The sequence below is a fragment of the Sphaerotilus microaerophilus genome (assembly GCF_023734135.1).
Classification (GTDB): domain Bacteria; phylum Pseudomonadota; class Gammaproteobacteria; order Burkholderiales; family Burkholderiaceae_C; genus Sphaerotilus; species Sphaerotilus microaerophilus.
The window spans coordinates 3,383,370-3,403,397 of sequence record NZ_AP025730.1 but is presented as its reverse complement, the minus strand read 5'-3'; the positions used below and the strand labels follow the sequence as shown (position 1 = coordinate 3,403,397).

Here is a 20,028-nt window from a genome sequence, read left to right as displayed (position 1 = left end):
GTGGCTGCCGATGGCACGCATCACCCGGGCGGCAAGGGGGGAGCCCCCGCCTGTTTCGACCGTTCCGGCCGATGCGAAGGGGAGTGACGACTGGGTGGCGCTGCGCATCGACTGGCCCGATCCCGCTGCGCTGGCTGCGTGCAATGTGGACGATTACCAACCAGTCCAGGCTGCAAGTGCACCGGCAGGCCTCGCAAGCGGTAACCCTGCTGTGCAACCGGAGGTAACGCAGGGCACAATGATTTTGCAATTTGAAGGCTCAGGAGTCACGATGGACGGCAAACCGGTTTCTTCCGACGAGCGAGCGTTTGCACGCACGGAGGTGGCCGGCCTCGATGACGTGCCGAACGAGAGGAGCAGTGTCATGCAGGATCGCAGAGGCGCCGAGGCGTCGCATGGGTTCCACGGCACGCACGCGCCCCCCCTGGCCGGGGAGCGGCTCACTCCGGACGGCGATCGCTGGCTGAAGACGCTTCCCGTCACGGTGCGCCCGGTGATCACCGCCCGGCGCCACCCCCACATCGTCAACAAGCTGGCGCGGGTGTGGGACCGGCCGGCGGCGCTGGCCGCCTACATGGATGAGCTGCTGATCAGCAGCCGGCCCGGGCGTCGCGGCTTTGCGATGGAGGTGCTGGAGGAGCTGGTCGACCTGCAGCGGGCGCTGCAGGAACGTCGGCGGATCTGAGCGTCCACGTCCCCGTCCCCGTTCACATGCCCTTGAATAGGTGCGCGTACAGGCGGCTGACGCTCAGCGCCTGCGGCCGGCCACGCAGGCTCAGCGAGATGCGCCCGGCCTCGTCGCGTACCGCCCGCTCGATCCACCGCACCTGCACCACGGTGCCGCGGTGCACCTGCCAGAAGCGCTGGGCATCGAGTTGCGGCAGCAGCTCGCGCATGGCGGTGCGGATCAGGTGCTCACGCTCGGCAGTGACCACGCGCACGTACTTGTCGGCCGCCTCGAAGTAGATCACCTCGTCGATCGGCACCAGGTGCACGGTGTGGCCCACCTGCGCCTGGATGACTTCCAGCCGCCGTGGCGGGGCCGATGGTGTTGCCGAACCGGGCAGGGCCAGGCTGGCGGCCAGGGCGCGCAGCTGTTCGACCGCCCGCGCGAGCTCTTCGGCCCCGCTGGCGGGGGCGGCAGCCGCCGCCGCCGCGGGGCTGGCCTGGGCCGAGGGTGCGCCGAGGGCCAGGCGGGTTTTCAGCCGCAGCACGCAATCCGCCAGCCGCGGGGCGGCCACGGGCTTGAGCAGGTAGTCCACCGCCTGCCGCTCGAAGGCCTGCACCGCGTACTGGTCGTAGGCGGTGACGAAGACCAGCAGCGGGAACGCGGCCACATCGTCCGGCCAGTCCTCGGCCAGCGCCTCGGCAGCTTCGAGGCCGCTGAGGCCCGGCATGCGGATGTCCAGGAAGCACACCTGCGGCCGCAGCGTCAGCGCCTGCCGCAGCGCCGACTCGCCATCACCCACCTGGGCGACGACCTGCAGCTCGGGCCACAGGCGGCCCAGCTCCCGGCGCAGGTGCGCAGCCAGCAGCGGCTCGTCCTCGGCGATCAGCGCCGTGGGTGCGGAAGGGAACGTGGTCATGTCGTGATCGGCAAGGTCAGCGTGGCGAGGGTGCCACCACCCGCGGCAGGCTCCAGCGTCAGGCTGGCCTGCGCGCCATGGAGCGTGGCCAGGCGCTCGCGCACCTGGGCGAGGCCGAAGCCGGTGCCGCGGCTCGGCCGCGTGGGGTCCAGGCCGACGCCGCTGTCGTGCACCGTCAAGAGCAGAACGGCGCCTTCGCGCCTGGCGCGCAGCGTGATGCGCCCGCCCGCCACCTGCGGCTCCAGGCCGTGCAGGATGGCGTTTTCCACCAGCGGCTGCAGCAGCAGCGGCGGCACCGGCAGGGTGCGCAGGTCGTCGGGCAGGTCGAGCTCGACCTCCAGGCGCTCGCCCATGCGCACCCGCATCAGCGCCAGGTAGTCGGCCACGCGTTCGAACTCCGCGGCCAGCGGGTGCCGGGCCGCCCGGGAGGCGCTGAGCGTGGCGCGCAGGAAGGCGATCAGGTGGTCCAGCATGGCCTGTGCCTGGACCGGGTCGAGCCCGATCAGCACGCGCAGGTTGGCCAGCGTGTTGAACAGCATGTGCGGTTCGAGTTGCGACTGCAGCAGCATGAGCTGCGTCTCGGCGGCGCTGCGCTGCGCCGCCTGGGCGGCTGCCTCCGTGGCGGCGAGCTGGGCGCGGCTGTAGAACACCCAGGTGGTGCCAGCCGACACCACCAGCACCACCACCGAGATGACGGCCAGGTAGCGCAGGTCCCCTTCCATGAGGCTGTGCAGGTGGCGGGTGTCGGTGAGCGCACCGGCCAGCGTGGCGCCGGCGAGGTAGCCCAGCACCACGCTCACCAGGATCCAGGGCCCCATCAGCCCCCAGCCGGGCCAGGGGCGCTGCGCCGCCGGGTCGTTCGGCCGGCGCCGGGCCATCCATGCGGCCAGGGCGTAGCGCCCGGCTTCGATCAGCGCCTGGATCGTCAGGCCGATGCACAGCGAGTAGACCAGGTTGAGGTGGAAGGGGTCGTGGAAGACGGCGGTGAGAAAGAGCGCGACGCCCAGGCACAGCGGGATGCCGATGCGCAGCTCGCGCAGGAACACCTGCCGCCAGGTGTCGGCCTGGCCGCCGCAGAGGGCGTCCTGGGGTTGGAGGGGGGGGCGTGTGGGCATCGGCGATCGATTGTGCGCTGCAGGCTGCATCAGGACGCCAGCGTCAGAACGACCGGGTGGCGGCCAGAACGGCCTGAGTGCGGGTGGGCAGTTGGGCCAGCACGCTGGTGGCCGGCCCGCCGACGTGCCGCCAGGCGGCGTTGAGGCGCCAGCGGTCGCCCTGCCACTGCAGGCCGGCGGTGACGACGCGGCCGTGGTCGGCGGGGTGGTAGAGCCCGTCCAATGACGCCTGCCAGCCCTCGGGCTGCCAGGCCAGCCGGATGTAGAGGTTGTCGCGCTGCAGGCTGGCGCCGTCGAACGGGGTGGTCTGCCAGGCCAGGTTGCCGGCCGTGGCGATGCGCAGCCCGTCGGGCAGGCCCAGCTGCGTGCCAACAGAAGCCAGCGCGGTGTTGCGGGCCTGCCAGTCGCGCCACTGGCGGCGGCTGGGGGCGCTGCCGTCGTGCCAGGCCTCGGCCAGCAGGCTGATCTGGCGGGCGCCGGTCCAGCTGGCGCCGAGCAGCCACTGCGAGGCAGCGCCCTGCGTGCCGAGCTGCCAGGGGTTGGCGGCCACCGGAGCGCCGCCGGTACCGTCGGCCAGGGCCCAGCCGTAGTGGCGCTGCAGCCTGCGGGCCGACGCATGCAGCTCCACCTCGTCACCCGCCACCCAGGCGAACGCCACGCCCAGGCTGGCGCCGGTGCGCCGCCCCAGGCGCGCCGTGCCGTGCCAGTCCAGCGCGCCATCGCGGCGGTACCAGCGCGCGGCGAGGGCCGATTCCTCCGCGCGGCGCTGCTGCTCCAGCGCTGCGTTCAGGCGGTGCGGGTTGACCCAGACCAGGCTGAGCGCGTCGTCGGCGCCGAAGCGCTCGGCCTGCAGCAGTGGCCGGCCTTCCGGCGTGCTCGCCAGCAGGCTGCGGCGCTGCTCCTGCTGCACCACGTCGTTGGGGCGAAAGCCCTGGCCGACGTCCCAGCCGACGATCTTCTTGCCAACATTCCAGGCCCAGCCGGCCGCCTCGCAGGACCACTCCAGCTCGTTGAAGCGGGCGGTCGATTCGCCGGGGCCGCCGTCCGTGTGCTCGTGTGCCAGCAGCGCGTCGGCCGACAGGCCGCGCCAGCGCGCGCGGCTGTGCAGTTCGAGGCCGCTGCTGGACGCGGGCGCGGCGGTCAGCCCGGGCTGTAGCCGCAGCGCCTCGGCGAGGGGGCCCGCCGTGTTGCCTCCGCGCCAGGTGCGCAAGGCGCGCAGCTCGGTGTCGAAGGTCCACGGCGAGGGCGTCGGCATGGGTTCCGGTGCGGGCTGCGATGCCTGGGCAAAGGCAGCCGTGCCGGCCAGGGCCAGTGCGGCAACCGGCAGGGCGTGCAGGGCCATGGCCATCACTCCAGTGACGGGTTGCGGGCCAGGAACATCGGGTTCAGCCAGGCCTCTGGCACCGTCTTCGGCGCACGGCTGAGGTACTTCACCCGGGTCTCCTTGTGGCTGGCGAGCTGGTCGAGCAGCACCATCTCCTCGACCTGGCGCGGGTTGGCGGGCCGGTCGGTGATGAAGCGGGCCTGCTTGGCCAGCTTGTCGGACTGCACGTAGAGCTCGGCGCGCAGCGGCTCGTGGTGGCGCTTTCCGATCCACAGCTCGATGCGCTGATAGGTCACGCCCTTGCGAGCGGCCTGCAGACTGAGGTGCAGGCAGGGCTGGGCCGCACCCGCACCCACACCCGCAACGGGCGACACAGGTTCGCAGCGCTCCTCGCCGACCAGGGTGCCGCTGTAGTCCTCGGCCCAGCGCAGTGTGGCGATGTCGCCGGTGGAGGCGTCGCCGAGCAGCTTCTGGCTGGGCGTGATGCGCATCGGCCGCTGGCTGCCGGGCATCAGCAGCCAGAAGTCGTCGCCCAGCATCAGCACCTTCTGGCCCGCCTCGGCGGGCGAGCGCATCAGCACCAGCGAGCGGTGGCCGCCCTGGGCGTAGACGGTGTAGCGGCGCTCCTTGTCCAGGCTGCCGTCGCGGCCGAAGACGCTGACCTGGGTCTCGACGACCAGGTGCTCGCTGCCGGTGCGGTAGCGGTCGGCATCGACCAGCAGGGTGGCGATGTCGTCGGCGGCCCGGGCCGGGCTGACCACGCCGACCAGACCGAGCAGACCCAGCGCCGCGGCGAGGCCGAGGGCGCGAAAGACAGGGCGCGATGTCATGCGGAACTCCGTGGGGTTTCTCCCTCTCCCCATGCGGGAGAGGGCGGGGGTGAGGGGGCCGGTGCTGCGGGGCTTTTCAGACATGGGCCAGCGCCTCGACTACCGGCGTGCGCACCGTGCGCCGCGCCACCCAGGCCGAGGCCAGCGTCGCCAGCAGGACCATCGCGACCAGGGTGCCCGCGTAGAGCGCCGGATCGATGGCGATCTGCAGCGGGTAGCCGCTGCTGCGCCCGGGCGGCGGGGGCATCTCGACCGGGACGATCAGCAACATCACCGACACGCCCAGCGCCACCAGCGCGCCGATCAGCGCCCCGGCGCCGCCCAGCACCATGCCTTCGAGCGCCAGCGTCTGCAGCATCTGGCCTGGGAGGGTGCCCAGCGCACGCAAGGTGCCGATCTCGCGGGTGCGCTCGATGATCGCCATGGCCATCGCGTTGGTGACCACGAAGACCACGATCACGCCGATGATCAGCCCCAGCGCGCCGAAGATGCGGTTGTAGAGCTCCTTCACGCTGCGGTAGAAGGCCGCCTGCTGCACCCAGGTCTGGAGCTCCAGGCCGTGCAGGCCGGCGGCCAGCCGTTCGCGGGCCGGGTCGGTGGCGTCCATGCGGTCGAGGAAGATGCCCAGGCTGGAGACGCGCTGCGTCACCAGCAGCTTCTGCGCCGTGGCCACGTCGGTGTAGACCAGCCGCTGGTCCAGCTCCGGCACGCCAGTGGAGATGACGCCGCTGACGCTCACGTCCAGCGCATTGAGTGCGCCCTCGGTGGTGCTGGCCAGCAGCGTGAGCGAGCTGCCCGGCTGGGCCTTCAGGCTGCGCGCCAGCCCGGTGCCGAGCATCACCGCCAAGGTGGGACGCCCGTCCCGGGCGGTCGCCAGGACCCGGCCGGACTGCACCGTCACGAAGGGCCCCTTGACGGCGAACTCGGCGTCCGCATCGATCCCGACGGCCATCATCACGGTGGACTTGTCGCCGTTGCTGATCAGGCCGCTGAACTCCACCCGCGGCAGCACCTGGCGTACGTGCTCGTCGGCCAGCAGCGTGCGGGTGAGCGCGGCCGCATCGTCCAGGCCGTGCTGCAGCGGCACGTCCTCGTCGCGCTGGAACTGGGCCGGCCTCGCGAGGATGAGGTGGCCGGTGCTGCGGGCCGACATCTGCGCCAGGCCCTGGTAGGTGTAGAGGGCAAACCCACCCGCCAGCAGGATGGCCGCGGTGCCCAGCGCCGCGATCGACACCGTCACCAGCGAGCGGCGCCGGTTGCGCAGGGTGTTCAGCCCGGCAAAGCGCAGCCAGGCGAGGGCTTCACGGAAAGGTGCGTTCATGCCGGGCTCCGCAGGGCAGGTCGAAGGGGGGCCACAGCGGCCTGGATCTGCCCGTCCAGCAGGCCGATGATCCGGTCGCAGCGGTCGGTCAGGCGGGCGTCGTGCGTGGCGATCAGGAAGGCAGCGCCCTCGGCATGGCCGAGCGCGCGCATCAGGTCGAGCACCTGGTCGGCGGTGTGGCTGTCCAGGCTGGCGGTGGGCTCGTCGGCGATCACCAGACTGGGGCGCTTGACCAGCGCCCGCGCAATGGCCACGCGTTGGCGCTGCCCGCCTGACAGGGCGTCCGGGCGGTGGGCGGCGTGTTCGGCCAGGCCCACCGCGGCCAGCATGTCGGCCACCCGCTCACGCCGCTCGCGCAGCGGCACGCCGGCCAGGAAGAGCGGGTAGTCGACGTTGTCGGCCACCGTCATCACCGGCACCAGGTTGAAGCCCTGGAAGATGAAGCCGATCGCGTCGCGGCGCAGCAGGGTGGCGCTGTGCGCGTCGGCATCGTGTACACGCCTGCCCTGCAGCAGCACTTCGCCCGCGTCGGCGTGGTCGATCAGCCCGGCGATGTTCAGTATGGTGCTCTTGCCGCTGCCCGAGGGGCCGGTCAGCGCGACCAGCTCGCCCCGTTCGACGCGCAGGTCTACGCCCTGCAGCGCGGGCACGGTGTGCGCGCCCAGCCGGTAGGTCTTGTGAACACTGCGCAGTTCGATGGCCGGCGGCTGCCCGTCCTTGCAAGGGCCGCTGCTCACGATGCGGCCTTCGCTGTGAGCTTGCGCGCGGTCTCCTGGAAGCCGGCCGGCGTGCCGGCATAGGCCGGGTGCTTGAGCACCTCGTCGAGCAGGCGCCGGCCGCGCTCGCCGCGGTTGAACATCGAGGGCAGGGCGAGGAAGGTGCTCGCCGCCGTCAGCTTGGTCTCCAGCGCCACCGGCACGCCGTTGTGCAGCGCGGTCTCGTGCGCCACGCCGAGCAGGGCCAGCGCCTTGTCGATCTGCGCCAGGCCGTCTTCGGCGTGGGCCATCTTCTTCCAGGGCGCCCAGGTGGTGCGCGCCTGCAACGCGGTGGCCGAGCCGGCGTAGGCCAGCCACAGCGGGTGACCGGGTTCGGCCCGGCTGATGGCCGCCAGCTGGGTGGCAGCGGCGTCGATGCGGCTGTCGTCACCGCCGCGGGCCTGGCTGAAGGTGGCCAGGGCGGCGCGCTGGGCGGCTTCGTCGGCGCAAGCCGGGCCGGTCAGCGCAGCCAGGCCGATCAGCAAGGCGGCCGCGAGGGCGGTGACCTGGAATGTGGGGCGGGGCAGGGCGGTCATCTGAGCTCCAAGGCAAGTCGGTTGCGATGGAGCTCATCCTCGGCGCACCGGGCCGCGCGGTCAGCCGGCTTGCGACGCTTCGCCGGCTGCGGGCGCGAAACGCCGCGGTGGCGGCGCGAACGGCGAGGGGAAAGTGGGCGGGAAAGACCGCGTCAGCGCCGCCGGCTGCCGCCCAGCAGTCCGCCGAGCACCCCGCGCACGATCTCGCGCCCGACGGCCGAGCCGACGGTGCGCACCGCTGACTTGACCACCACCTGCGCCACGCCGTCGCGCCGCCCGCCGCGCGGGCCGGTGCTGCCGAACAGCAGGTCCGACAGCCCCCCCATGATGACGCTGCCCATGCCGCCGCCGCCTGCCTCCTCGGCCGCCGCGCTGGCGCCGCTCACCGTGGCTTGGCTGGCCTGCTCACGCAGGTCGTTGCCGACGTCGGCCGACTGGACGGCACGGCCCTTGAGCTTCTCGTAGGCCGATTCGCGGTCGACCGTCTTCTCGTAGACGCCGGCCACCAGCGAGCCCTCGATCAGCGCCCGGCGCTGGGCCGCGTCGATCGGCCCGATCTGGCTGCCCGGCGGCAGCACGTAGACGCGCTGGGTCACGCCGGGGCGGCCCTTCTCGTCGAGCAGGCTGACCAGGGCCTCGCCGACGCCGAGCTCGGTGATGACCGTGGCGATGGCCAGCCCCGGGTTGGCGCGCATGGTCTCGGCCGCCGCCTTGACGGCCTTCTGGTCACGCGGCGTGAAAGCGCGCAGCGCGTGCTGCACGCGGTTGCCGAGCTGGCCCAGCACGGTGTCGGGGATGTCCAGCGGGTTCTGGGTGACGAAGTAGACCCCCACGCCCTTGGAGCGCACCAGCCGCACCACCAGTTCGATGCGCTCGGTCAGTGCCGCGGGTGCGTCCTTGAACAGCAGGTGGGCCTCGTCGAAGAAGAACACCAGCTTGGGCTTGTCCAGATCGCCCACCTCGGGCAGCGACTCGAACAGCTCGGAGAGCATCCACAGCAGGAAGGTGGCGTACAGCCGCGGCGCGTTCATCAGCTTGTCGGCGCTGAGGATGTTGATCACGCCGTGGCCGTCGACCGTCTGCATGAAGTCGGTGATGTCGAGCATCGGCTCGCCGAAGAAGCGGTCGCCGCCCTGTTCCTCGATCTGCAGCAGGCCGCGCTGGATCGCACCCACCGAGGCAGCGCTGATGTTGCCGTACTCGGTCTGGAACTCGCTCGCGTTGTCGGCGGCGTACTGCAGCATCGCGCGCAGGTCCTTCAGGTCCAGCAGCGCCAGGCCGTTGTCGTCGGCGATCTTGAACACCAGCGAGAGCACGCCCTGCTGGGTTTCATTCAGGTTGAGCATGCGCGCCAGCAGCAGCGGGCCCATGTCGGACACGGTGGCGCGCACCGGGTGGCCCTGCTCGCCGAAGACGTCCCAGAGCGTGGCGGGGCAGGCGCTCCAGTCGGGCTCTTCCAGGCCGCGTTCGGCCAGCGCCTTGGCCAGCTTGGGGCCCAGGTTGCCCTTCTGGGTGATGCCGGTCAGGTCACCCTTGACGTCGGCCATGAACACCGGGATGCCCAGGCGCGAGAAGCTCTCGGCGAGTTTTTGCAGCGTGAAGGTCTTGCCGGTGCCGGTGGCGCCGGTGATCAGGCCGTGCCGATTGGCCAGCGCGGGCAGCAGGTGGCATTCGACATCGCCGTGGCGGGCAAGCAGGATCGGTTCAGCCATCGTGGGGTCTCCGGGAGAGCGGGGTAGCGGGCATCTTCGGTGGGTGCCAGCCCGAAAAGTAGAATGGCAGTCTAGCGAAGAAACCCGGTGGCCGGCCCTGTGGCCTGCCACCCGCCCCCATCCAGGGCGCCGGCCCTGCAGGGCTGGCGGCCGTCAGCCTCCAGGAGCAGCAGAGCATCATGGCCGGACATTCCAAATGGGCGAACATCCAGCATCGCAAAGGCCGGCAGGACGAGAAGCGCGGCAAGGTGTGGACCCGCATCATCCGTGAGATCACGGTCGCGGCGCGCCAGGGCGGCGCGGACGTCAGCGCCAACCCGCGTCTGCGTCTGGCCATCGACAAGGCCAAGGCGGCCAACATGCCCGCCGACCGCATCAAGTACAACGTCGACAAGGCCAGCGGCAACCTCGAAGGCATCAACTACGAGGAAATCCGCTACGAGGGCTACGGCATCGGCGGCGCCGCGATCATCGTCGACACGATGACCGACAACCGCGTGCGCACGGTGGCCGAGGTGCGCCACGCCTTCTCGAAGTACGGCGGCAACCTGGGCACCGAGGGTTCGGTGGCCTTCCAGTTCAAGCACTGCGGGCAGATCGTGTTCGCGCCCGGTACGTCCGAAGACAAGGTGATGGAAGTCGCTCTGGAGGCCGGCGCCGAGGATGTGGTGACCGACGACGACGGCGCCATCGAGGTGCTGACCGCGCCAGCGGACTTTGAGGCGGTCAAGGACGCCTTGGAAGCCGCCGGTCTGAAGGCGGATCTGGCTGAGGTGACGATGCGTGCCGAGAACCCGATCGACCTGGCCGGTGACGATGCCGCCCGCATGCAGAAGTTGCTGGATGTGCTGGAGGACCTCGACGACGTGCAGGCCGTTTTCCACAACGCCGTGATCGAACAGTGACCACTGGGCAGTGATCGCGCACCGGTCGTACGGTGTTCGGGGCCCGGTCCTGCGGTTCAGCCACCCTGGGCATGGCAACGTGTCTGTGGTGTATTGGCGACGAATGACGCCCCTTGCCGGGGGATGCCCAGACACTGTCGGGAATATGGCGAGCGGGTAGGATCGAAAAGAGCCGGTGTGTGAGGCGCAGGTGCCTGTCCGCGAGGAAGGGCGCCAGTAGCCCGGCGTGACATGAAACAAACGACTTGGTTGGATACATGAGAGTTCTGGTGATCGGCTCAGGGGGCCGCGAACATGCCCTGGCGTGGAAGCTGGCCCAATCTCCCCGCGTGACGAAGCTCTACGTCGCGCCGGGCAACGGCGGCACGGCGCTGGACGCTCGCATGGTCAATGTGGCGATCACCGATCCCGTGGCGCTGGCGGAGTTCGCGCTGGCCGAGAAGATCGGCCTGACGGTGGTCGGCCCCGAGGCACCCTTGTCAGCGGGCGTGGTGGACGTGTTCCGCGACCGCGGCCTGCGCATCTTTGGCCCCACCCGTGCCGCCGCGCAGCTGGAGAGCTCCAAGGCCTTCGCCAAGGATTTCATGCAGCGGCACCGGATCCCGACCGCTGCCTACGAGACCTTCACGGACGTCGCGGCCGCGCACGCCTACGTCGACCGCATGGGCGCCCCGATCGTCATCAAGGCCGATGGCCTGGCGGCAGGCAAGGGCGTGGTCGTGGCGATGTCGTTGGACGAGGCCCACCAGGCGGTGGACTGGATGCTGGCCAGCGACGGCGACAACCGGCTGGGCGTGCAGCACAACGCCGGCGCGGATGGGCAGGCGGTGCCGCGGGTGGTGATCGAGGAGTTCCTGCAGGGCGAGGAGGCCAGCTTCATCGTCATGGTGGACGGGCGCCACATCCTCGCGCTGGCCACCAGCCAGGACCACAAGCGCCTGGGCGATGGCGACACCGGCCCGAACACCGGTGGCATGGGCGCCTACTCGCCCGCGCCGGTGGTCACGCCCAACGTGCATGCCAAGGTGATGCAGGACATCATCCGCCCGACGGTCGAGGGCATGGCGCGCGACGGCATCCCGTTCACCGGCTTCCTCTATGCCGGACTGATGATCGACCCCAAGGGCCAGGTCCGCACGCTGGAGTTCAACACCCGCATGGGCGACCCGGAGACGCAGCCCATCATGATGCGGCTCAAGAGCGACCTCTTCGAGGTGCTGCTCAAGGCCACCGACGGGACGCTCGACCAGGTGGAGCTGGACTGGGACCGCCGCGTCGCGCTCGGCGTCGTGCTGGCTGCGGCCGGTTATCCGCTCGATCCGCGCAAGGGCGACGTCATCCGCGGCCTGCCGGCGGCCAGCGACGACTGCGTGGTCTTCCACGCCGGCACGGTGCCCGCGGGTGGCAACACCGTCACCTCGGGCGGGCGGGTGCTCTGTGTCACCGCGCTGGGCGACTCGGTGCGCACGGCGCAGCAGCGCGCCTACCAGGTGCTCCAGGGTGTGCAGTTCGACGGCATGCAGTACCGCCGCGACATCGGCCACCGGGCGATCAAGCGTTGAGCCTGGGGCGGTGGCCGCGCCTGTCTGTGGCAGGCGACGGTTGCTGCACTGCATCGTGACGCAGGTCACATCGCGCCGTATCGTTGTCCGCGCTGCATGACGGACGACCACGATGGCGCACAAGACAACGGATCCGGCGGCCCTGTTCTTCCCGGGCCGCTCCTGGGCTGGCCAGTTGCTCAGGCTGTTTGGCTGGCGCATCGAGTTCTCGGGCCTGCCGGGCCGCCAGGGGGTGATCGCGGTGTACCCGCACACCTCCAATTGGGATTTCCCTGTCGGCCTGCTGGCCAAGTGGGCGCTCGGCCTGCCGGTGCGTTTCTGGGCCAAGGACAGCCTGTTCCGCACGCCGCTGCTGGGCCCCTTCATGCGATGGGTCGGTGGCATCGCGGTGGACCGCAGCGCCGCCCACGGCCTGGTGGGCAGCACGGTGCAGCAGATGCAGGCCGCCCGGCAGCAGGGCGAGTGGTTCTGGCTGGCGCTGGCACCAGAGGGCACGCGCCGGCCGGTGCCGGGCTGGCGCTCCGGCTTCTACCGGGTGGCGCTGGGGGCGCAGGTGCCACTGGGCGTGGCCTCGCTGGACTACGGCCGGCGCGTGGTGCGCCTGACGGACTTCCTGACATTGAGCGGGGACGAGGCACAGGACCTGACGCGCATCGCCGCCTGCCTGGAAGGCGTGCGGGGCTTCAACCCGGCCGCGGCGGGGCCGGTGCGGTTGGTCTGACGACGCCCCCTTTCCAGTTTCACCGATTCCTTTCCCCATTCCTCAGATTCGACGACCCGAGCACGCGACCGATGAGCGATACCGACCTGTCCACCCCCCTGTCCACCTCCTTGTCCACCGAGACCGTGCGCGACTGGCTGCTGGGCCTGCAGGAGCGCATCTGTGCCGAGGTGGGCCGCGCCGACGGCCAGGCCTTCATCACCGATGCCTGGGAGCGCCCGCCTGGCGGGCGGCTGGAGGGCCGCGGCATCACCCGCTTGCTGGAGGGGGGCGAGCTGATCGAGCGCGGGGGCTGCGCCTTCTCGCAGGTGCGTGGCAGCGCGCTGCCGTCTTCGGCCACGCAGCACCGGCCGGAGCTGGCCGGCGCGCCTTTCGAGGCGATGGGCGTGTCGCTGGTGTTCCACCCGCGCAACCCCTATGTGCCGACCGTGCACATGAACGTGCGCATGCTGGCCGCCACGCCCACCCAGGGGCCGGCCGCCGGGCAGACGGTGCGTTGGTTCGGCGGTGGCATGGACCTCACGCCCTACTACGGTGAGGTCGAGGACACCGTGCACTTCCATCGCACCTGCCGCGATGCGCTGGCGCCGCACGGGCCCGATCTCCACCCGCGCTTCAAACGCTGGTGCGACGACTACTTCTTCCTGAAGCACCGCAACGAGGCGCGCGGCGTCGGCGGCATCTTCTTCGATGACTTCTCGGAGCTGGGCCCGGCGGGCAGCTTCGCGATGCTGCGCTCGGTGGGCGATGCCTTCCTGCCGGCCTGGCTGCCGATCGCCGAGCGCCGCCGTGGCCGTGCCTACGGTGAGCGGGAGCGCGAGTTCCAGGCGCTGCGGCGCGGACGCTATGTCGAGTTCAACCTCGTCTGGGACCGCGGCACGCTGTTCGGCCTGCAGTCCGGCGGGCGCACCGAGTCGATCCTGATGTCCATGCCGCCGCAGGTGCAGTGGCGCTACCAGTGGGCGCCCGAGCCCGGCACGCCGGAGGCGGCGCTCTACACCGACTTCTTGCCGGTGCGCGACTGGCTCGAAGCGGCCTGAGCGCCGATGCCGGCCACCACGTCCAGTTCCAGTCCCGCTCGGATACGCCGCATCGGCCTGTTCGGTGGCAGCTTCGACCCGGTGCATGTCGGCCACCGCCAGCTGGCCGAGTGCGCGCTGGCGCAGCTGGGGCTGGACGAGCTGCGCTGGGTGGTCGCCGGCCAGCCCTGGCAGAAGGAGCGCGCCCGGGAGCTGGCCCCGGCGGCCGACCGGGCGGCGATGGTGGCGCTGGCGATCGCCGACGAGCCGCGCTTTCGCCTGGAGCGCTGCGAGCTGGACCGCAGCGGGCCGAGCTACACCATCGACACCGTCGATCAACTGCAGGCCCGCCCCGATGCGGCCGGCGCGCAGTGGTTCCTGCTGCTCGGCCAGGACCAGTACGCCAACCTCGCCACCTGGCACCGCTGGCCGGAGCTGCTGCAGCGCGTCGAGCTGGCCGTGGCGGCCCGCGATGGTCAGCCGCCCCGCACGAGCGCCGCGCTGGCGGCCGTGCCGCACCGCCTGAGCGTGCTGGCCATGCCCCCGGTAGCGGTGTCATCGACGGCCCTGCGCACGGCTCTGCAAGGGGGCGCGTCGGCCCGATCCCTGGTTCCCGACAGGCTCGCCGCAGCTGTGGCGCAGTACGTCGAGCGCCGCGGGCTGTACCATTCCACCCCCGCACGGCCCGGCTGATGCATCTGCATGGCCGAATCGTCCTCTCCCTACCCCACCTAATCACCGCCCCGACGGACCTGAATGGACATCCGCAAGCTGCAACGCGCCATCGTCAATGGACTCGAAGATGTGAAGGCCCAGGACATCGTGGTCTTCAACACCGAGCAACTCTCGCCACTGTTCGAGCGCGTGGTGGTGGCCTCGGGCACCAGCAACCGGCAGACCAAGGCACTCGCCTCCAGCGTGCGCGAGGCCGTCAAGGCCGCGGGCGGGCAGATCCTCAGTGTCGAAGGAGAGGATAACGGCGAGTGGATCATCGTCGACTGCGGTGCCGCCGTGGCGCACATCATGCAGCCAGCCATCCGCCAGTACTACCACCTCGAAGAGATCTGGGGTGGCAAGCCCGTGCGGCTGAAGCTTGGCAGCACCGCACCACGCGGTCTGCCCAAGGCCTCCGAGGGGCAGATGATGGACGACGAGGGTGAAGGCACTTCCGCCGGCGTCGACGTGGCGAGCAGCAGCCGAGCGCGCGCGCGCCGCAGCGGCAGTGCGGCCGAGGCTCTCGCTCCCGTGAAGAAGCCAGCCCGCAAGGCACCGTCCACCAAGGGCGGGGCGGCAGATGCCGACGCCCCTTCGGCCGCACGCAAGACGGCCCCCCGCAAGGCGGCGCCGCGTCGCAGGCCGGCGGCCGAGGCGCCGGTGCAGACCGTGGTGATCCAGCCGGCCCGCAAGAACACCGGCACCGCTCCGGCGGGCAAGACCGCTGCCCGCAAGGCGCCGGCCCGCAAGCCTGCCGCTCCGGCGACGGCTCCCGCCCGCGCCCCTGCGGCCAAGAAGGCAGCGCCACGCAAGACCGCAGCCGGCCCGCGCGGCTGAGACGGCGTAGACCGATCAACGCTGGCGCCTTGCGATGAAGCTCTGGCTGATGGCCGTGGGCCAGCGCCTGCCGGCCTGGGCCGAAACCGCCTACGACGACTACGCCAAGCGCTTCCCGCCCGACTGCCGCCTGGAGCTGAAGGCGGTCAAGACCGAGCCGCGCACCACCGGCAAGCCGGTCGATGCGCTGATGGCGGCCGAGCGGGCCCGCCTGGAGGCCGCGCTGCCCAAGGGCTGCCGCCGCGTCGTGCTCGATGAACGCGGCACCCGTCTGACCACCGCCCAGCTGGCCGACCGCCTGCGGGCCTGGCAGCTCGACGGCCGTGACGTCGCGCTGTTCGTCGGCGGGCCGGACGGGCTCGACCCCGCCCTGCGCGCCAGCGCCGACGAGGCGCTGCGCCTGTCGGACCTGACACTGCCGCACGCCTTCGTGCGGGTGATGCTGGCCGAGGCGCTGTACCGCGCCTGGTCGGTCAGCGTCGGCCACCCCTACCACCGCGAGTGAGGCGGGCTGCGGCCCGCACCGACTTGGACTTCATCTACCTCGCCTCCCAGAGTCCCCGCCGCCGCCAGCTGCTCGACCAGATCGGCGTGCGCCACGAGCTGCTGCTGCCCGAACCTCATGAGGACGCCGAGGCGCTGGAGCACCTGCTGCGGGGCGAGTCCGCGACGGCCTACGTGCAACGAGTGACCTGGGCCAAGCTCGAAGCCGCGCGCACCCGGCTGGCCACGAGCGGCCGCACCCCCGCGCCGCTGCTGTGCGCTGACACCACCGTGGCCATCGGGCGGCACATCCTCGCCAAGCCGAACGACGCGGCCGATGCGGCACGGATGCTCGGGCTGTTGTCCGGGCGGGAGCATCGGGTCCTGACGGCGGTGGCGCTGGCGGTCGGTTCGCACCAGCAGCTGCTGCTGAGCACCTCCACCGTGCGCTTCGCCACGTTGAGCGCCGCGCAGATCGACACCTACGTGGCCAGCGGCGAGCCCATGGGCAAGGCCGGCGCCTATGCCATCCAGAGTGCCGCTGCGGCCTGGGTGCAGGCGATCCGCGGCAGCTATTCGGGCATCATGGGCCTGCCCCTGTACGAGACCGCCCAGTTGTTGCGTGGCATCGGCTGGCCGATCTGAACGAGAACACGAGAGACATGCTTCCCACCACCCACCACGCACCGATGCAGGACATCCTCGTCAACTGGGCGCCACAGGAGACCCGCGTCGCCGTCGTCGAGAACGGCGCGGTGCAGGAACTGCACGTCGAGCGGGCCGCCGAGCGCGGGCTGGTCGGCAACGCCTACCTGGGCAAGGTGGCGCGGGTGCTGCCGGGCATGCAGAGCGCCTTCGTCGACATCGGGCTGGATCGGGCGGCCTTCCTGCACGTGGCCGATGTGCACGTGGCCGGGCAGGTCGGGCGCCACGGCGGCCATGGCGGGCGCGCCGATGCGCCGCCCGTGCAGCCGATCGAGAAGCTGGTCTTCGAGGGCCAGTCGCTGGTGGTGCAGGTCATCAAGGACCCGATCGGTACCAAGGGTGCACGCCTGTCCACACAGATCAGCATCGCCGGGCGCATGCTGGTCTACCTGCCGCAGGACGACCACATCGGCATCTCGCAGAAGATCGGCTCGCACGAGCTGCGCGAGCAGCTGCGCCAGCGCATGGCCGCGCTGGTGGGCACGCGCGAAGAGGGCGGTGGCGGTGGTTTCATCCTGCGCACCAATGCCGAAGAGGCCTCGGACGCCGAACTGGCCGACGACATTGCCTACCTGCGCAAGACCTGGGCCCACATCCGCGCCCAGGCGCTCAAGGCACCCCCGGCAACCCTGCTGCACGAGGACCTCAACCTGGCCCAGCGCGTGCTGCGCGACCTGGTCAACGAGCGCACCGCGACCATCCGCATCGACTCCCGGATGCAGTTCGACGCCCTGCGCGAATTCGGCCAGCTGTACACGCCCAGTGCGGTCAATCGCCTGCAGCACTACAAGGGCGAACGGCCGATCTTCGACCTGTTCAGCGTCGACCAGGAAATCGAGAAGGCCCTGGCGCGCCGTGTCGACCTCAAGTCCGGTGGCTACCTGGTGGTCGACCAGACCGAGGCGCTGACCACCGTGGACGTCAACACCGGCGGCTTCGTCGGGGCGCGCAACTTCGAGGACACGATCTTCAAGACCAACCTCGAAGCGGCGCTGGCGATCGCCCGCCAGCTGCGCCTGCGCAACCTGGGCGGCATCATCATCATCGACTTCATCGACATGGCCCGGGCGGACCACCAGGAGGCGGTGCTGGGCGAGCTGCGCAAGCAGCTTTCGCGCGACCGCACCAAGATCACGGTCAGCGGCTTCACCCAGCTCGGGCTGGTGGAGATGACGCGCAAGCGCACCCGCGAGTCCCTCGCCCACATGCTGTGCGAGCCCTGTCCGGCCTGCGCCGGTCGCGGCCAGGTCAAGACCGCCCGCAGCCTGTGCTACGACATCCTGCGCGAGATCCTGCGCGAGGCCCGCCAGTTCAACCCCAAGGAGTTCCGCATCATCGCGTCGGCCCCGGTGGTGGAGATGCTGCTCGACGAGGAAAGCCAGAACCTGGCCGGCCTGAGCGACTTCATCGGCAAGCCGATCTCCCTGCAGGCAGAGGCGACAATGACGGCAGAGCACTACGACATCGTCTTACTTTGATGGTTCACGGGGTGTCGCCCCGTGTCGGTCGCCACACGTAAGCGGTTGTCGCGCAAGGAGTTTTTTCCGGGCGAGTGTTTTCGAGTGTCTTGAAGTCCTGAATCGCCCCGGGTTTCGAGGAGGCTCCAACCTTTGAGAAGATGGAGCCATGAACAAGTCGAACAAGTTCTCACCTGAGGTCCGTGAGAGGGCCGTGCGGATGGTGCAGGAGCATCGCGGGGAGTACCCGTCGTTGTGGATGGCGGTGGAGTCGATTGCGCCGAAGATCGGCTGCGTGCCGCAGACGTTGCTGACCTGGGTCAAGCGTCAGGAGATCGATGCCGGTGTGCGTGAAGGCGTCACGACATCGGAGGCCCAGCGCGTCAAGGAGTTGGAGCGCGAGGTCAAGGAACTGCGCCGGGCAAACGAGATCCTGAAGGTAGCGAGCGCTTTTTTCGCCCAGGCGGAGCTCGACCGCCGATTCAAGTTCTGAGGGAGCTCATCGACGAGCACCGGGATACGTTTGGGGTCGAGCCGATCTGCAAGGTTCTGCAGATTTCCCCATCTGGGTATCGACGGTACGCGGCGCTTCAACGCGAGCCGCACAGACGCTGCACACGAGCCCAACGCGATGACGTTCTGGCGCCCCAGATCGAACGCGTATGGCAGACCAACATGCAGGTCTACGGCGCCGACAAAGTCTGGCGTCAACTGGCCCGCGAAGGAACGGCGGCAGCGCGGTGCACGGTCGAACGCCTGATGCGTCGCCTCGGCCTGCGCGGCGTGATGCGCGGCAAGGTCGTGCGCACGACGATCAGTGACAAGAAAGCGCAGTGCCCGCTGGACAAGGTCAACCGGCAGTTCAAGGCCGATCGACCGAACCAGCTCTGGGTCTCGGACTTCACCTACGTCTCGACCTGGCAGGGGTGGCTGTACGTGGCCTTCGTCATCGACGTATTTGCCAGACGCATCGTGGGCTGGCGCGTCAGCAGCTCGATGCGCACGGACTTCGTCCTCGACGCCCTGGAGCAGGCGCTCTATGCAAGGCAGCCCGAGCGAGACAGCAGCCTGATCCACCACTCGGATCGCGGCTCGCAATACGTGTCCATCCGGTACTCAGAGCGGCTTGCAGAAGCAGGCATTGAGCCCTCTGTGGGCAGCAAAGGAGACAGTTATGACAACGCCCTGGCCGACCATCAACGGCCTCTACAAAGCCGAGCTGATCCATCGTCGAGCCCCCTGGAAGACCAAGGAAGCGGTAGAACTTGCCACGCTCGAATGGGTGGCTTGGTTCAACAACCATCGTTTGCTCGAACCCATCGGCTACATCCCGCCGGCAGAGGCTGAGGCAAACTACTACCGGCAGCGCGCCAGTCAGACCACCACGGTGGCGGCCTGACTTAAACCAAACAGCCTCCACGGAAACCGGGGCGATTCAGGATCATGATCAGCTCTCTCCTGGGGCCTCGACCACCGGTTCGCAAGCGCCTGATGCTGACCCGTCAGGAACTGCACCTCCTGCTGAACGCCCCGATGCGGCGTCCGAACGCGCTGGCGATTCGCATCCTGCTTGGCACTGGCGTGCGTGGCGCGGAGCTTTTCACCGCCAGATGGGAGGACGTGCATCTCGACGAGGCCCGCTGGCACATCCCGGCGAGCAAGACAGGGACCTCGATGGACGTACCGCTCGCTCCAGCAGTCGTCGACTGGTTTAGAGAGCTCCGGACACTTGCCTCTCAGTCTGACTTTGTGTTGCCTGCAAGGGCGAGTAGCCGTGCAAAGCGAAATGGCGGCGATACCTACCTGGGCAAGGGTACCGTGCACCGGGCGATCATGTACTGGCTTGCCCTGCACAAGCCGAAGGTACGCCGATTCACTCCCCATGACCTGCGCAGCACCATGAAGTCGCACATGCGCGCGCTCGGCGTGCCACGGGATGTCTCGGAGATGTGCCTGAATCACAAGCTCTCTGGGGTGGAAGGCATATACGACCAGCACAGCTACTACCCGGAACGCCGGCAAGCACTGCTGACTTGGGCGCAGTTCCTTATCACCTGTGAGGCTTCGTCGGAGCCGGGGGTTGGTGCGGATGGACGGCCAGTCCGGACGTCTATGTGAAGCGGACCATCTCTCTGGATCGGCTCGGGCGATGTGAAGTGGGTCTTGAGCGTCTTTGCCAAGGGATCGCCCCTCAGGGGGATCGATCCAGCGTGGCGGGCTGCAATGCAGCGGTTGAAGTCGTTCAGCTATCGAGGCTCGACCGGCCGCAGTCGGCCATTACCCGTCCTTCGCCGATGACCGCTTTGGTGCATGCCAGTACGGCGGTGTCTCCGCGCTCGCGCGACGGGCAAGCGAATCCGTCAGACTGCGAACTCCGCCTTGGTGCCAACTGACTGACTTCGGCGCCTGGGGCCGTGAGCAACCGTGAGCACTTGGCGCCGGCGCC

The 20,028-nt window shown here is 70.0% G+C and carries 19 protein-coding genes, 1 pseudogene and 1 other annotated feature; of the genes and pseudogenes, 12 read left to right on the top strand and 8 right to left on the bottom strand.

All coding sequences use genetic code 11. The features are described 5' to 3' along the window. The first annotated feature begins 10 nt into the window (after positions 1 to 10). Positions 11 to 685, top strand: a complete 675-nt coding sequence (locus tag NGK70_RS14695) for a hypothetical protein (RefSeq protein ID WP_251969270.1) — start codon at positions 11 to 13, stop codon at positions 683 to 685. A 22-nt stretch (positions 686 to 707) separates the two neighbouring features. On the opposite strand, the gene NGK70_RS14690 is transcribed toward NGK70_RS14695, so the two are convergent. The 8 genes from NGK70_RS14690 to NGK70_RS14655 all read right to left on the bottom strand — a co-directional run bounded on the left by NGK70_RS14690 (position 708) and on the right by NGK70_RS14655 (position 9,179). Further along, positions 708 to 1,586, bottom strand: a complete 879-nt coding sequence (locus NGK70_RS14690) for a LytR/AlgR family response regulator transcription factor (RefSeq protein WP_251969269.1) — start codon at positions 1,584 to 1,586, stop codon at positions 708 to 710. Beyond that, positions 1,583 to 2,701 (bottom strand): sensor histidine kinase, encoded by a 1,119-nt coding sequence (locus NGK70_RS14685; RefSeq protein WP_251969268.1) that lies wholly within the window; start codon positions 2,699 to 2,701, stop codon positions 1,583 to 1,585. The genes NGK70_RS14690 and NGK70_RS14685 overlap by 4 nt, the downstream gene beginning before the upstream one ends. A gap of 43 nt (positions 2,702 to 2,744) precedes the next feature. Beyond that, entirely contained in the window at positions 2,745 to 4,043 is a 1,299-nt protein-coding gene (locus tag NGK70_RS14680; RefSeq protein WP_251969267.1) for a hypothetical protein, read from the bottom strand. A gap of 5 nt (positions 4,044 to 4,048) precedes the next feature. Then, positions 4,049 to 4,855 (bottom strand): outer membrane lipoprotein-sorting protein, encoded by an 807-nt coding sequence (locus tag NGK70_RS14675; protein WP_251969266.1) that lies wholly within the window; start codon positions 4,853 to 4,855, stop codon positions 4,049 to 4,051. Positions 4,856 to 4,931: 76 nt separating this feature from the next. Beyond that, the gene (locus NGK70_RS14670; RefSeq protein ID WP_251969265.1) at positions 4,932 to 6,176 is read right to left on the bottom strand and encodes an ABC transporter permease; all 1,245 of its coding nucleotides are present in this window, start codon (positions 6,174 to 6,176) and stop codon (positions 4,932 to 4,934) included. Then, positions 6,173 to 6,913, bottom strand: coding sequence for an ABC transporter ATP-binding protein (locus NGK70_RS14665; protein ID WP_251969264.1), 741 nt, complete (start codon positions 6,911 to 6,913; stop codon positions 6,173 to 6,175). Before NGK70_RS14665 ends, NGK70_RS14670 begins: the two co-directional genes overlap by 4 nt. Then, complete coding sequence (locus tag NGK70_RS14660; protein ID WP_251969263.1) at positions 6,910 to 7,467, bottom strand: hypothetical protein; 558 nt, start codon at positions 7,465 to 7,467, stop codon at positions 6,910 to 6,912. The genes NGK70_RS14665 and NGK70_RS14660 overlap by 4 nt, the downstream gene beginning before the upstream one ends. A 152-nt stretch (positions 7,468 to 7,619) precedes the next feature. Further along, positions 7,620 to 9,179, bottom strand: coding sequence for a helicase HerA-like domain-containing protein (locus NGK70_RS14655; RefSeq protein WP_251969262.1), 1,560 nt, complete (start codon positions 9,177 to 9,179; stop codon positions 7,620 to 7,622). 179 nt (positions 9,180 to 9,358) lie between these two features. Between NGK70_RS14655 and NGK70_RS14650 the strand changes: the two genes are divergently transcribed. From NGK70_RS14650 to NGK70_RS14600, 11 genes and pseudogenes are all read left to right on the top strand, one after another. Next, on the top strand, positions 9,359 to 10,084 hold the full coding sequence (locus tag NGK70_RS14650; RefSeq protein ID WP_251969261.1) for a YebC/PmpR family DNA-binding transcriptional regulator: 726 nt from the start codon (positions 9,359 to 9,361) through the stop codon (positions 10,082 to 10,084). A 257-nt stretch (positions 10,085 to 10,341) separates the two neighbouring features. Beyond that, positions 10,342 to 11,646 (top strand): phosphoribosylamine--glycine ligase, encoded by a 1,305-nt coding sequence (purD, locus tag NGK70_RS14645; RefSeq protein ID WP_251969260.1) that lies wholly within the window; start codon positions 10,342 to 10,344, stop codon positions 11,644 to 11,646. Between the two features lie 112 nt (positions 11,647 to 11,758). After that, positions 11,759 to 12,367 carry a 1-acyl-sn-glycerol-3-phosphate acyltransferase gene (locus NGK70_RS14640; RefSeq protein WP_251969259.1) on the top strand — a complete coding sequence of 203 codons (609 nt, stop codon included), beginning with the start codon at positions 11,759 to 11,761 and terminating at the stop codon, positions 12,365 to 12,367. A 71-nt stretch (positions 12,368 to 12,438) separates the two neighbouring features. Next, entirely contained in the window at positions 12,439 to 13,407 is a 969-nt protein-coding gene (gene hemF / locus NGK70_RS14635; RefSeq protein ID WP_251969258.1) for an oxygen-dependent coproporphyrinogen oxidase, read from the top strand. Between the two features lie 6 nt (positions 13,408 to 13,413). Continuing rightward, positions 13,414 to 14,079 (top strand): nicotinate-nucleotide adenylyltransferase, encoded by a 666-nt coding sequence (nadD, locus tag NGK70_RS14630; protein WP_251969257.1) that lies wholly within the window; start codon positions 13,414 to 13,416, stop codon positions 14,077 to 14,079. Between the two features lie 63 nt (positions 14,080 to 14,142). Continuing rightward, positions 14,143 to 14,937: a ribosome silencing factor gene (gene rsfS / locus NGK70_RS14625; protein ID WP_251969256.1), complete on the top strand. Its 795-nt coding sequence runs from the start codon at positions 14,143 to 14,145 to the stop codon at positions 14,935 to 14,937. 34 nt (positions 14,938 to 14,971) lie between these two features. After that, positions 14,972 to 15,442, top strand: coding sequence for a 23S rRNA (pseudouridine(1915)-N(3))-methyltransferase RlmH (gene rlmH, locus NGK70_RS14620; protein WP_251969255.1), 471 nt, complete (start codon positions 14,972 to 14,974; stop codon positions 15,440 to 15,442). A 23-nt stretch (positions 15,443 to 15,465) separates the two neighbouring features. Continuing rightward, complete coding sequence (locus tag NGK70_RS14615; RefSeq protein ID WP_251969254.1) at positions 15,466 to 16,065, top strand: Maf family protein; 600 nt, start codon at positions 15,466 to 15,468, stop codon at positions 16,063 to 16,065. Positions 16,066 to 16,109: 44 nt separating this feature from the next. After that, entirely contained in the window at positions 16,110 to 17,603 is a 1,494-nt protein-coding gene (rng, locus tag NGK70_RS14610) for a ribonuclease G (protein ID WP_251973790.1), read from the top strand. Positions 17,604 to 17,751: 148 nt separating this feature from the next. Continuing rightward, a pseudogene (locus NGK70_RS14605) lies at positions 17,752 to 18,981 on the top strand (IS3 family transposase). Continuing rightward, positions 18,030 to 18,146: a sequence feature (AL1L pseudoknot), on the top strand. Its footprint overlaps the pseudogene before it by 117 nt. A gap of 92 nt (positions 18,982 to 19,073) precedes the next feature. After that, positions 19,074 to 19,700: a tyrosine-type recombinase/integrase gene (locus NGK70_RS14600; protein ID WP_310742534.1), complete on the top strand. Its 627-nt coding sequence runs from the start codon at positions 19,074 to 19,076 to the stop codon at positions 19,698 to 19,700. Positions 19,701 to 20,028 lie beyond the last annotated feature (328 nt).

What these genes read in the sequence shown, in the direction of transcription:
- rng (WP_251973790.1), top strand. Translation starts at nt 16,110, where the DNA reads ATGCAGGACATCCTCGTCAACTGGGCGCCACAGGAGACCCGCGTCGCC.
- NGK70_RS14680 (WP_251969267.1), bottom strand. Translation starts at nt 4,043, where the DNA reads ATGGCCCTGCACGCCCTGCCGGTTGCCGCACTGGCCCTGGCCGGCACG.
- rlmH (WP_251969255.1), top strand. Translation starts at nt 14,972, where the DNA reads ATGAAGCTCTGGCTGATGGCCGTGGGCCAGCGCCTGCCGGCCTGGGCC.
- NGK70_RS14640 (WP_251969259.1), top strand. Translation starts at nt 11,759, where the DNA reads ATGGCGCACAAGACAACGGATCCGGCGGCCCTGTTCTTCCCGGGCCGC.
- NGK70_RS14650 (WP_251969261.1), top strand. Translation starts at nt 9,359, where the DNA reads ATGGCCGGACATTCCAAATGGGCGAACATCCAGCATCGCAAAGGCCGG.
- nadD (WP_251969257.1), top strand. Translation starts at nt 13,414, where the DNA reads ATGCCGGCCACCACGTCCAGTTCCAGTCCCGCTCGGATACGCCGCATC.
- purD (WP_251969260.1), top strand. Translation starts at nt 10,342, where the DNA reads ATGAGAGTTCTGGTGATCGGCTCAGGGGGCCGCGAACATGCCCTGGCG.
- hemF (WP_251969258.1), top strand. Translation starts at nt 12,439, where the DNA reads ATGAGCGATACCGACCTGTCCACCCCCCTGTCCACCTCCTTGTCCACC.
- NGK70_RS14670 (WP_251969265.1), bottom strand. Translation starts at nt 6,176, where the DNA reads ATGAACGCACCTTTCCGTGAAGCCCTCGCCTGGCTGCGCTTTGCCGGG.
- rsfS (WP_251969256.1), top strand. Translation starts at nt 14,143, where the DNA reads ATGGACATCCGCAAGCTGCAACGCGCCATCGTCAATGGACTCGAAGAT.
- NGK70_RS14695 (WP_251969270.1), top strand. Translation starts at nt 11, where the DNA reads ATGGCACGCATCACCCGGGCGGCAAGGGGGGAGCCCCCGCCTGTTTCG.
- NGK70_RS14685 (WP_251969268.1), bottom strand. Translation starts at nt 2,701, where the DNA reads ATGCCCACACGCCCCCCCCTCCAACCCCAGGACGCCCTCTGCGGCGGC.
- NGK70_RS14690 (WP_251969269.1), bottom strand. Translation starts at nt 1,586, where the DNA reads ATGACCACGTTCCCTTCCGCACCCACGGCGCTGATCGCCGAGGACGAG.
- NGK70_RS14675 (WP_251969266.1), bottom strand. Translation starts at nt 4,855, where the DNA reads ATGACATCGCGCCCTGTCTTTCGCGCCCTCGGCCTCGCCGCGGCGCTG.
- NGK70_RS14660 (WP_251969263.1), bottom strand. Translation starts at nt 7,467, where the DNA reads ATGACCGCCCTGCCCCGCCCCACATTCCAGGTCACCGCCCTCGCGGCC.
- NGK70_RS14655 (WP_251969262.1), bottom strand. Translation starts at nt 9,179, where the DNA reads ATGGCTGAACCGATCCTGCTTGCCCGCCACGGCGATGTCGAATGCCAC.
- NGK70_RS14600 (WP_310742534.1), top strand. Translation starts at nt 19,074, where the DNA reads ATGCTGACCCGTCAGGAACTGCACCTCCTGCTGAACGCCCCGATGCGG.